Consider the following 10,942-nt stretch of genomic DNA (forward strand, 5'->3'; position numbering starts at 1 on the left):
TTTTTTTTTTTCGTCTCTTTACCCTGCTTTCCTTGTTTTTGCTGAGGCAGCCGAGCATGGCTCGACTCTACAAGAATGCGAATACACCAAGGACCTCCGCCATGAAACGACTGATCCTGCTCACCGCCTGTACGCTGGCCCTGGCTGCCTGCAGCAACCCCGAGGAAGAGCGCAAGGCGCAGGAAGCCGCCGCGGCTGCCGTGCAGGCGCAGAAGGAGGCCAAGGCCGAAGACGTCGCCAAGCAGTACGACATGGCCGTGGCCGCGCAGGACTGGGAACGCGCGCGCCTGCATGGTGCGTCGCTGCTGGACCAGTACAAGGACACCGCCGCTGCCGAGCGCATCGCCGCCGGCTTCGACGAGGTCAAGGCCAAGGGCGATGCTGCGCGCGACCTGCGCCGCATGCAGGCGCTGTGGCAGTACAACCAGATCCCGGTGGGCAACAAGGGCAACCAGGTCTCGGCGCAGATCTACAGCAAGGAGCGGGTGGACGTGGATGGCAGCGGCGCCAAGCCGGTGCAGCTGGTGTTCCGCGATCACCCGGAATGGAAGCGCCACGCTTACCTGGTGCTGCAGGCCGGTGATTTCCGCTGCCCGCAGTGCACGGTGAAGGTGACCGTGGACAACGGCAAGCCGATTTCCATGGCGGCGTGGCGGCCGAAGACCGATGAAGCCATTGCCCTGTTCATCACCGACCAGAAGGCGCTGTGGAAGCTGGCGCGCAAGGGGAAGTCGATCAGCATCGAGTTCCCGGTCAAGGCTGGCGGCACGCGTACGGCCGTGTTCGAAACCGGCGGTGTCGACGCCAGCCGCATGCCGCAGTGGTGGCAGTCATGATCGCGACGGGCAGCGCAGTGCACGCGTTGTCCGCAATCCGGCACTGGGTCTTCGACATGGATGGCACGCTGACCGTCGCCGTGCATGATTTCGCCGCGATCCGCCGCGCGCTGCAGATCGCCGCGGAGGAAGACATCCTCGACCATATCGCAGCGCTGCCGGATGCGCCGGCGCAGGCCAAGCGCGAGTGGCTGCTGGATCACGAACGTGCGCTGGCCGAGGAGGCACTGCCGGCGCCGGGTGCGGTGAAGCTGCTGCGCGCGCTGTCGGCGGCGGGCTGCCGGCTGGGCATCCTGACCCGCAACGATCATGCGCTGGCGAAGCTGACCCTGGACGCGATCGGGGTCGGGGAACTGTTCGACGATGCCGACATCATCGGCCGCGATGAAGCGGTGCCCAAGCCGTCGCCGGATGGCCTGCAGCAGCATCTTCGACGCTGGGGAATCGGGGCTGCGGAGGCGGTGATGGTCGGAGACCACGCCTATGACCTGGAGTGCGGGCGCGCCGCGGGCGCCCATACCGTGCTGGTCAACCTGCCGGAGAACCCGTGGCCGGGCAGTGCCGACTGGCATTTCGCCGATTGCCGTGCACTGTTGGCGGCCTGGCAGCAGAAGGGGTAGTGCCGGCCGCTGGCCGGCAGTGTCGACCAAGGTCGAAACCTACCAGGGCACAGCGTGTCGACCAAGGTCGACACCTACCAACAGCATTCCCAGCAGCGCATCGGGTGGAGAGCCCCCTTGTTGTTCAAGGGGGCGCGCCGAAGGCGCGGGGATAAGGTGGGATGCGCGAGCAATTTGGTTACGCGCTAAGCGCGTAACCGAACTGCTGCTTGAACTGCTCGTTGAACTCTTCGAAGGTGAAGCGCTGGTTCTGGGTGCCCGGGTGCTCCACCTTCAGCGCGCCCATCAGGTTGCCCATGCGGCCGATGGTCAGCCAGTCGTAGCCCTTCTGGATGCCGTAGATCAGGCCGGCGCGGAACGCGTCGCCACAGCCGGTCGGGTCGACCACGCGGCGCTCGTGCGCCGGCGGGATGTCGTAGCTCTTTTCCGGGGTGTGGATGACCGCGCCCTTCGGGCCACGGGTGGTGATGTAGGCCTTGACCCGGCTGACGATCTCTTTCTCGTCCCAGCCGGTGCGTTCCTGCAGCAGGTTCGACTCGTAGTCGTTGACCACCACGTAGTCGGCCTGCTCGATGAAGGCGCGCAGTTCCGGGCCGTTGAACAGCGGCATGGCCTGGCCCGGGTCGAAGATGAACGGAATGCCGTCTTCGTGGAATTCCTGCGCGTTCTGGATCATGCCTTCGCGGCCGTCCGGGCCGACCAGGCCCAGGGTCACGCCCGGTACGCCACGCACGTGGTTCTCGTAGGAGCGCATCATCGCGCCCGGGTGGAAGGCGGTGATCTGGTTGTTGTCGTGGTCGGTGGTGATGAACGCCTGCGGGGTGAACAGCTCATCAATCACGCGCACGCGCGACAGGTCGATGCCCAGGCCGTCGAAGTATTCGCGGTACGGACCGAAGTCCGAACCCACGGTGCCCATCGGGATCGGCTGGCCGCCCAGCAGGTGCAGGTTGTAGGCGATGTTGCCGGCGCAGCCGCCGAACTCGCGGCGCATGCGCGGCACCAGGAAGGACACGTTCAGGATGTGCACCTTGTCCGGCAGGATGTGATTCTTGAACTGGTCCGGGAACACCATGATGGTGTCGAAGGCAAGAGAACCACAGATCAGAGCGGACATCGATGTAAGCCTATGCGGTGAATTTTGGGGTGGGCCGGCCCGGTTCGGCGGGCAAGCAAACGGCGCCCTTGGGCGCCCGACGGCGCAAAGGTTACCCGCTGGTGCCGCTCAGGGCCAGAACCGGGTGAGACCCGATCAGGCCGAAAGCCTGTGAAGACGCGGGTTCAGCTAGTTTTTTCCTTGCTCGGCGGCAGGCGGGTTGCTAGGCTTGTCGGCCTCGATTTCTGCCCATTTTTTCGCCATCCCGCGGCGGGCACGACACCCCTCAGGACTCCTTCCTCAGATGTTCAAGAAACTCCGTGGCATGTTCTCCAACGACCTGTCCATCGACCTGGGCACGGCCAACACCCTTATCTACGTGCGCGGGCAGGGGATCGTGCTGAACGAGCCATCGGTCGTGGCCGTGCGTCAGGACCGTGCCATCGGTGGCACCCGCTCGGTGGCAGCCGTAGGCGCCGAGGCCAAGCAGATGCTTGGCCGTACCCCGGGCCACATCACCACCATCCGCCCGATGAAGGACGGCGTCATCGCCGACTTCACCTATACCGAGGCGATGCTCAAGCACTTCATCAAGAAGGTGCACAAGTCGCGCGTGCTGCGCCCGAGCCCGCGCGTGCTGGTCTGCGTGCCGGCCGGCTCGACCCAGGTCGAGCGCCGCGCGATCAAGGAATCGGCCGAGGAAGCCGGTGCCCGTGACGTGTTCCTGATCGAAGAACCGATGGCCGCCGCGATCGGCGCCGGCATGCCGGTGACCGAAGCCCGTGGCTCGATGGTCATCGACATCGGCGGCGGCACCACCGAAGTGGCGGTGATCTCGCTCAACGGCATCGTCTATTCGGCGTCGGTCCGCATCGGTGGCGACCGCTTCGACGAGTCGATCACCAACTACGTGCGCCGCAACCACGGCATGCTGATCGGTGAAGCCACCGCCGAGCGCATCAAGGTCGAGCTGGGCTGTGCCTACCCGCAGGCGGAAGTGATCGAGATGGAAATCTCCGGCCGCAACCTCGCCGAGGGCGTGCCGAAGATGATCAAGATCAGCTCCAACGAGGTGCTTGAAGCCCTGCACGAACCGCTGTCGGGCATCGTCAGCGCGGTCAAGCTGGCGCTGGAGCAGACCCCGCCGGAACTGTGCGCCGACGTCGCCGAGCGCGGCATCGTGCTGACCGGTGGTGGCGCTCTGCTGCGCGACCTGGACCGCCTGATCTCCGAGGAAACCGGCCTGCACGTGCAGGTGGCGGACGATCCGCTGACCTGCGTGGCCCGCGGCGGTGGCCGTGCGCTGGAGCTGGTCGACATGCACGGCAACGAGTTCTTTGCGCCGGAATAAGCCGTCCCGGCTGCCTGCGCCCGCAGCGCCCCTCCGGGGTGCGGCCCACCACGAGGGTGGGCCGGCACCGGCGGGGCGCCCGCGTGTTTCCCTTCCGCCTTCTGCCAGTTGAATCGTTGCCGTGCCGCCCTACGCCGGACCTCCCGTTGCTTCCCGATCCGGTGATGCCGCCAGCCCGCTGCGTCTGCTGGCTTATCTCGCACTGGCCATCACCCTGATCGTGCTTGACGACCAGGCCGGCTGGCTCGCGCAGCTGCGCGGGCAGGCCAACAGCCTGGTGCAGCCGGTATGGGCTCTGGCGGGCCTGCCGGGCAAGCTCGGCAACCAGGTCAAGGACTCGGCGGCCAGCCACGGCCAGCTGGTCAACGAGAACCGTGAGCTGCGCAACCAGTTGCTGCTGGCCAACGCGCGCCTGACCCGCCTGCAGACCGCCGCGTTGGACAACGCCCAGCTGCGTGAACTGCTGAACGTGGCCGAGCGCAGTGGCCTGGACGTGCAGCTGGCGCCGATCCTGGACATCGACCTGGATCCGGTGAAGCAGCGCCTGGTGCTCGACGCCGGCAGCCGCGAAGGCGTGCACGTCGGCCAGGCGGTGATCGATGCCGGCGGTCTGATGGGCCAGGTGATCAGCGTCACTGGCGGTACCTCCACCGTGCTGCTGCTGACCGACCCCGACCATGCCGTGCCGGTGACGGTGGCCCGCAACGGCGTTCGCCTGATCGTCTACGGCCGCGGTGACAAGTTGGAACTGCGCGACATCCCGCTCAGCGCCGGCGTGGAAGTGGGCGATGAGATCGTCACCTCCGGCCTCGGTGGCCGCTTCCCGGCCGGCTTCCCGATAGGCACCATCACCGGCCTGCGTCCGGACGATACCCATGCCTTCCTGGTTGGCGAGCTGAAGCCGGCGGCCCAGCTCGACCGCGGCCGCGACGTGCTGCTGCTGCGCCCGGGCGCGGCGATCCGGATTCCGCCGGAACTGCGCCTGCAATTGGAAGCCACCGCGCCGGGTGGCCCGGCCAGCGCCGCTGCCGCGCCGGCGGGAGCCATGCCCGCTGCAACCACACCGGCCGCCACCGCGCCGGCACCCGCCCCGGCAACGCCTGCACCGGCCGTGGGCCGGTCACCGGCTCCCTCTGCGACGCCGACGGTGGCCCCGGCCCCCTCGCTTGATCCTGCTGCTCCGGTAGTGCCGGCCGCTGGCCGGCAGCAATCCCCGTCTGCGACGAGGAATGCTGCCCCCGCATCTTTCGTTAACCCCGCGCCTGCGGCGCGCCCCTTTGAACAACAAGGGGGCTCCACTCCAGCCAGCTCCACGGTAGTGCCGGCCGCTGGCCGGCAACCGACCACGCCGGAGGCCCAGCGATGAGCCGCCTGCGCGACAACCCGTGGGTGCTGCCGGCCAGCCTGGTGGTGGCGCTGCTGCTGGGCCTGCTGCCGCTGCCGGCGCTGCTGCAGCCGCTGCGCCCGTACTGGCTGGCGCTGGTGCTGGCCTACTGGGTGATCGAAGCGCCCGAGCGCGTCGGCCTGGGTGTTGCTTTCGCCAGTGGCGTCATCGCCGACCTGCTGTACGGCGGCGTGCTCGGCGAACAGGCACTGCGGCTGGTGATGCTGGCCTTCATCCTGCAGCGCTTCCGCGCCCGCATCCGCTTCTTCCCGATGTCGCAGCAGATGCTGGCCATCGGCGGCCTGCTGTTCAACGACCGCATCGTCAGCGCGCTGGTGCACATCCTGGTGGGTGAACCCACCCTGCCGTGGTCGTACTGGTGGGCACCGCTGCTGGGCATGGGCCTGTGGCCGCTGGTGTTCGTGCTGCTGGATGCGGTGCGCTTCGGCAAGCGCGGGCGCTGAGCCATGATCCCGCGTCGCCAGGTCAAGAATCCGCACGCCGAAGCCGAACAGTTCCGCCGCCGCGCGGCGCTGGGTTTCCTGGGCGTGCTGGTCTGCCTGCTGGGGCTGGGCGGCTGGTACTTCAAGCTGCAGGTGCTGGACCACGACGTCTACGCCACCCGCTCGGAAGCCAACCGCATCAAGCCGCGGCCGGTGGTGCCCGGGCGCGGCATGATCTACGACCGCAATGGCCGCCTGCTGGCCGAGAACGTACCGGCCTTCCGCCTGGACGTGACCCCGGACAAGGTCAAGGACATGGACGCCACCCTGGAAGGGCTGGCGAAGATCATCAGCATCAGCCCGGAAGAGCTGGAAGCATTCAACAAGTCGCGCAAGGCGCGCCGCAAGTTCCTGCCGGTCACGCTGAAGCTGCGCATGAGCGACGAGGAGATGGCGCGCTTCGCCGTCGACCGCTGGCGCTTCCCCGGCGTCGAGCTGGAGCCCTACCTGACCCGCCGCTACCCCTACGGCGATCTGTTCGCGCACATCATCGGCTACGTCGGCCGCGTCGATGACAAGGATCTGGAGATCCTCGGCGAAGGCAATGCGGCGCTGACCCACATCGGCAAGTCCGGCCTGGAGCGCTATTACGAGCAGCAGCTGCGCGGCAAGGTCGGCTACGAGCAGGTCGAGACCAACGTACAGGGCCGTGCGATCCGCACCATCGGCCGCGTCGCCGCGCAGTCCGGTGCCGACCTGCGGCTGTCGATCGACGCCGACCTGCAGCGGGCCATGGTCGCCGCCTTCGGTGACCAGGAAGGCTCGGCGGTGGCGATGGACCCGCGTACCGGCGAAGTGCTGGCGATGGTCAGCCTGCCGTCCTACGACCCCAACCTGTTCGTCAACGGTATTTCGCATGCCGACTTCAAGGCGCTGAACGAGAACCCGTCGCGGCCGCAGTTCAACCGCCTGGTGCTCGGTGGCGTCGCGCCCGGTTCCACCCTGAAGCCGCTGATCGGCCTGGCCGGCCTGGATTCGGGCGTGCGCCGCCCGGAAGACAAGGTGCTGTCCACCGGCATGTTCTACCTGCCCGGCACCTCGCGTGGCTGGGGTGACGCCCACCGCGGCGGCCACGGCTGGACCGACCTGCGCAAGTCCATCGCCGAGTCGGTCAATACCTACTACTACAAGCTGGCGCTGGACCTGGGCATCGAGCGCTTCGATCACTACATGGAGTACTACGGCTTCGGCCAGCCGACCGGCATCGACCTGACCGGCGAGATCGGCGGCATCCTGCCGTCGCCGGCCTACAAGCGGAAGAGCCGCAAGGAAGCCTGGTACCCCGGTGACACGGTCAACATCAGCATCGGCCAGGGCGACTGGAAGGTCACCCCGCTGCAGCTGGCGCGTGGCGTCAGCGCGCTGGCCGACGGCCAGTTGCGCACCCCGCACCTGGTGATCCAGCAGCGCGACGGCTTCGACAGCGACTGGGCGGCGACGTCGCCCGGCGAGATCAAGCCGGTCAGTCCCAACCCCAGCAACCTGCAGGCTGTGCGTGAGGGCATGATGGCGACCATGCGGCCCGGCGGCAGCGGTTGGCGCGTGGCGGTGGGTGCGCCGTACGTGATGGCCGGCAAGACCGGTACCGCGCAGGTCATCAGCCGCAAGGGCACGGCCGCCGTGAATCCGAAGAGCCTGCCGATGCACCTGCGCCACCGCGCGCTGTTCGTCGGCTTCGCCCCGGTCGAGAACCCGGTGATCGCGATCGCGGTGGCGGTGGAGGGTGGCGGCTACGGTGGTTCGGCGGCCGCGCCGATCGCACGCAAGGTGTTCGACGCCTATCTGCTGGGCAAGATGCCTGAAGGCATGCAGCCGCTGGACAGCGAGCGCGGCACCACCGCCATCGGCGCCACCGCGTTCGACAACGAAGACGTGGGGGCGCGTCAGGCGGGCGACCTCGCCGCCGCACAGGTGGGTGAGCACCCGGTCCTGGTCGGCGTGCCTGCGCCGGAACCGGTACCTGCACCACAGCCGGGTACGCCGGCTGCCGCCGCACTGCCGGTCACACCACGCCCGACCACTGCGGAGCCCGCGCGATGAAAGTATTCCTGCGCTGGGCCGGCGATATGCTGCGCCGCTTCTTCAGCACGCTGGACTGGGTGTTGTGCCTGGCGCTGGGCGCGTTGATGGTGATCGGTCTGGCGACACTCAAGAGCGCGGGCGGCGACAGCCTGGTGATGGCCCAGGGCGCGCGTTTCGCGGTGGGCATGGCCGCGCTGTGGGGCATCTCGCGGGTACCGATCCTGCGCATCCGCTCGGCCACGCCGATGATCTATGCGATCTCGATGATTCCGTTGCTGGCGGTGTTCGTGCTCGGCACCGGCAAATACGGGCGGCAGTGGCTGGACCTGAAGTTCTTCTACCTGCAGCCGGCCGAACTGCTGAAGGTCAGCCTGCCGATGATGGTGGCCTGGTACCTGCACAAGATGCCGCTGCCGCCGCGCTTCAACACGGTGCTGGTTGCCCTGGTCATCATTGGTGTGCCGACCGGCCTTGTGATGCTGCAGCCCGACTTCGGCACCGGCGTGCTGATCGCTGCCAGTGGCGTGTTCGTGCTGCTGCTGGCCGGCCTGCCGTGGTGGTGGGTTGGCCTGGGCGTGGGTGGCGTGGCCGCGGTCGCACCGGTGGCCTGGTTCTGGCTGCTGCGGCCGTACCAGAAGGACCGCATCATGATGTTCCTGGACCCGGAGATGGATGCGCTGGGTGCCGGCTGGAACATCATCCAGTCGAAGATCGCGATCGGCTCCGGCGGCTTCGATGGCAAGGGCTGGGGCGAGGGCTCGCAGTCGCACCTGAACTTCATTCCCGAGCAGACCACCGACTTCGCGTTCTCGGTGCTGAGCGAGGAATTCGGCTGGATCGGCGTGGCCACCGTGCTGGCGCTGTATCTGGTGGTGATCGGGCGCTGCCTGTGGATTGCCAGCCAGTCGCGCGATTCCTATTCGCGCCTGCTGGCCGGCGCTACCGGCCTGGCATTCTTCGTCTATGTCCTGGTGAACGGCGGGATGATTTCCGGCCTGCTGCCGGTGGTGGGCGTGCCAATGCCGCTGATCAGCTACGGCGGCACCTCGGCGGTTTCGCTGCTGGCCGGCTTCGGCTTGGTGATGGCGGTACGCAGCCACAATCCAGTACACGGCGGCTACGGGTAGCACCGGTTGCGCTCGTCCGTAGCGCCGAGCCAGCGCGACTGCTCCCGCTTCCTGTAGAGCCGAGCCATGCTCGGCTCAGGGCCTGCATACACTGTACGAAAGGCAGTCGAGCATGGCTCGGCTCTACAAATGCAGAAGCAGCCTGACAGCTTCACGCAAGCGCCCGTTGCTACCGTGGCCCGCGTGGAATGGAAACGAATGCTTGGCGGCTGCCGTGAGGCGGTGCGCACGATCGACCTGCCGTTGCTGGTCGCGCTGTTGATCCTGATGGCCGCCGGTCTGGCGGTGCTGCACAGCGTGTCCGGACCAGTGGTCGGGCAGGCGGCGCGCTTTGCCGGTGGTCTGGCGGCGATGTGGTTGCTGTCGCGGGTCTCGCTGCTGCGTCTGCGCGCTTGGACGCCTGCGTTGTATGCACTGTCGATGCTGCCGCTGATGGCGGTGTATGTGATCGGCACCGGCAAGTACGGGCAGCGCTGGCTCAACCTGGGCGTGTTCTACCTGCAGCCGTCCGAACTGCTCAAGCTCAGCCTGCCGTTGATGATGGCCTGGTACCTGCATCGGCAGCCGTTGCCGCCCTCGCCACGCACGGTGCTGACGGCCGCAGTGCTGATCGGCGTTCCCGCCGTGCTGATCCTGATGCAGCCCAACCTCGGCACCGCCACCTTGGTCACTGCCAGTGGCGTGTTCGCGTTGTTGCTGGCAGGCCTGCACTGGGGCTGGGTGGCGACGGGTGCGGCAGGGCTGGCGGTGGCCGCACCACTGGCGTGGTTCGGCCTGTTGCGGCAGTACCAGAAGGATCGTGTACTGACCTTCCTCGACCCGGCGGCAGACCCGCTTGGCACCGGCTGGAACATCCTGCAGTCACGCATCGCGATCGGTTCGGGTGGCTGGCAGGGGCGCGGCTGGGGGCAGGGCACCCAGGCCACACTGGATTTCCTGCCCGAGTACACGACCGACTTCGCGTTTTCGGTGCTGGCCGAGGAATTCGGCTGGATCGGTGTGGCGACGCTGTTCGCGCTGTACCTGTTCGTGGTCGGGCGCTGCCTGTGGATCGCAGTGCACGCGCGCGACACGCATGCACGGTTGCTGGCTGGCAGCCTGGGGCTGGCGTTCTTCGTCTACGTGCTGGTGAACGGCGGAATGATTTCCGGCCTGCTGCCGGTGGTGGGCATTCCGATGCCGTTGATCAGCTATGGCGGGACATCGGCGGTCTCGTTGCTGGCCGGCATCGGCCTGGTGATGGCGGTACGTGGGCACCGGCCCGTGCACGGGGGATAGGGTTTCCAGCCAACGGCGCAGCCCCTCGTGGGTGGTCGCGCAAAGCAGTTCATGGGTGGGGCCGGGTAGATGGGCTGCGCAGGGGACGCTGCAAGTACGTCCATGTAAGCCCGGTCGCCGCTTGCTCTTGCGCGCAGTCCTGCACGCGCGGCAAGGCCAGGGTTGGGCGTCCTGCCCAACCCGCCCGAGGCATGCCTCGGGCCCATGCGGCTCACGCCCCTGCGCAGCCCATCTACCCGGCCACGGACAGGTTCCGTGCGCGTCCACCCACGGAGAAGAAAAAGAAGATCAAAAGCAAAAGCGGCCTGGCGGGTCGCTTCCTTGCTTTGTGTAGAGCCGAAGGCAGCGGCAGGAGCCGCTGCCAACGTCGCCCACGGCGACGGCCCGAAGGGTGCCGGTCAGGACGACCGGCATAGCCATGCTCGGCTCTCGAGCAAGCGCAGCGCGCGACCCGCTTGTGATCTTCTCTTTCTTCTCCGTGGGTGGCAGACCACCGAAATCTGTCAGAGGCCGGTCGGGTTGGGTATGCGGGGGTGTCTGATCTGGCCCCCCGTCAGCGGACGCCAAGAAGCGATACTTTGATCGCAGTTGGAGGTCTCTTATGTCCCGTATCACCCGTCGTAGCTACACCGATGAGTTCAAGCACCAAGCCGTGGAGTTGGCCGAGTCGCTCGGACCTGCCGCAGCGGCCCGTCAGCTGGAGATGTCGGTCAAGACGCTGGCAA

Annotated in this window: 9 protein-coding genes; 8 read left to right on the plus strand and 1 reads right to left on the minus strand. The window is 67.4% G+C overall.

Annotated elements, in window-relative coordinates:
* The first annotated feature begins 101 nt into the window (after positions 1-101).
* Together ACJ7C5_RS18525 and ACJ7C5_RS18530 are read left to right on the plus strand one after the other, a co-directional pair.
* On the plus strand, positions 102-836 hold the full coding sequence (locus tag ACJ7C5_RS18525) for a hypothetical protein (protein WP_412704737.1): 735 nt from the start codon (positions 102-104) through the stop codon (positions 834-836).
* Positions 833-1,456, plus strand: coding sequence for an HAD family hydrolase (locus ACJ7C5_RS18530; protein ID WP_412704738.1), 624 nt, complete (start codon positions 833-835; stop codon positions 1,454-1,456). The genes ACJ7C5_RS18525 and ACJ7C5_RS18530 overlap by 4 nt, the downstream gene beginning before the upstream one ends.
* A 178-nt stretch (positions 1,457-1,634) precedes the next feature.
* Here ACJ7C5_RS18530 and ACJ7C5_RS18535 read toward each other — a convergent pair whose 3' ends face one another.
* Positions 1,635-2,573, minus strand: coding sequence for a carbohydrate kinase family protein (locus ACJ7C5_RS18535; RefSeq protein ID WP_097048864.1), 939 nt, complete (start codon positions 2,571-2,573; stop codon positions 1,635-1,637).
* 283 nt (positions 2,574-2,856) lie between these two features.
* On the opposite strand from ACJ7C5_RS18535, the gene ACJ7C5_RS18540 reads away from it, so the two are divergent.
* The 6 genes from ACJ7C5_RS18540 (at position 2,857) to rodA (ACJ7C5_RS18565) (ending at position 10,217) form a co-directional block, all read left to right on the plus strand.
* Positions 2,857-3,903: a rod shape-determining protein gene (locus ACJ7C5_RS18540; RefSeq protein ID WP_005419402.1), complete on the plus strand. Its 1,047-nt coding sequence runs from the start codon at positions 2,857-2,859 to the stop codon at positions 3,901-3,903.
* Positions 3,904-4,024: 121 nt separating this feature from the next.
* On the plus strand, positions 4,025-5,269 hold the full coding sequence (gene mreC / locus ACJ7C5_RS18545) for a rod shape-determining protein MreC (protein ID WP_412704739.1): 1,245 nt from the start codon (positions 4,025-4,027) through the stop codon (positions 5,267-5,269).
* Positions 5,266-5,751: a rod shape-determining protein MreD gene (mreD, locus tag ACJ7C5_RS18550; protein ID WP_008265483.1), complete on the plus strand. Its 486-nt coding sequence runs from the start codon at positions 5,266-5,268 to the stop codon at positions 5,749-5,751. Before mreC ends, mreD begins: the two co-directional genes overlap by 4 nt.
* A gap of 3 nt (positions 5,752-5,754) precedes the next feature.
* Positions 5,755-7,830, plus strand: a complete 2,076-nt coding sequence (gene mrdA / locus ACJ7C5_RS18555; protein ID WP_412704740.1) for a penicillin-binding protein 2 — start codon at positions 5,755-5,757, stop codon at positions 7,828-7,830.
* Positions 7,827-8,939, plus strand: coding sequence for a rod shape-determining protein RodA (gene rodA, locus ACJ7C5_RS18560; RefSeq protein ID WP_046985025.1), 1,113 nt, complete (start codon positions 7,827-7,829; stop codon positions 8,937-8,939). Before mrdA ends, rodA (ACJ7C5_RS18560) begins: the two co-directional genes overlap by 4 nt.
* Positions 8,940-9,068: 129 nt before the next feature.
* Positions 9,069-10,217, plus strand: coding sequence for a rod shape-determining protein RodA (rodA, locus tag ACJ7C5_RS18565; protein WP_412704741.1), 1,149 nt, complete (start codon positions 9,069-9,071; stop codon positions 10,215-10,217).
* The last annotated feature ends 725 nt before the right edge of the window (positions 10,218-10,942 follow it).

It is taken from the genome of Nocardiopsis yanglingensis, assembly GCF_045809185.1.
GTDB lineage: Bacteria > Pseudomonadota > Gammaproteobacteria > Xanthomonadales > Xanthomonadaceae > Stenotrophomonas > Stenotrophomonas yanglingensis.

Bases quoted from the DNA above. Each gene is read 5' to 3' on its own strand.
- rodA (WP_412704741.1), top strand. From the start codon at position 9,069: ATGCAGAAGCAGCCTGACAGCTTCACGCAAGCGCCCGTTGCTACCGTG.
- ACJ7C5_RS18540 (WP_005419402.1), top strand. From the start codon at position 2,857: ATGTTCAAGAAACTCCGTGGCATGTTCTCCAACGACCTGTCCATCGAC.
- ACJ7C5_RS18535 (WP_097048864.1), bottom strand. From the start codon at position 2,573: ATGTCCGCTCTGATCTGTGGTTCTCTTGCCTTCGACACCATCATGGTG.
- ACJ7C5_RS18525 (WP_412704737.1), top strand. From the start codon at position 102: ATGAAACGACTGATCCTGCTCACCGCCTGTACGCTGGCCCTGGCTGCC.
- rodA (WP_046985025.1), top strand. From the start codon at position 7,827: ATGAAAGTATTCCTGCGCTGGGCCGGCGATATGCTGCGCCGCTTCTTC.
- mrdA (WP_412704740.1), top strand. From the start codon at position 5,755: ATGATCCCGCGTCGCCAGGTCAAGAATCCGCACGCCGAAGCCGAACAG.
- mreD (WP_008265483.1), top strand. From the start codon at position 5,266: ATGAGCCGCCTGCGCGACAACCCGTGGGTGCTGCCGGCCAGCCTGGTG.
- ACJ7C5_RS18530 (WP_412704738.1), top strand. From the start codon at position 833: ATGATCGCGACGGGCAGCGCAGTGCACGCGTTGTCCGCAATCCGGCAC.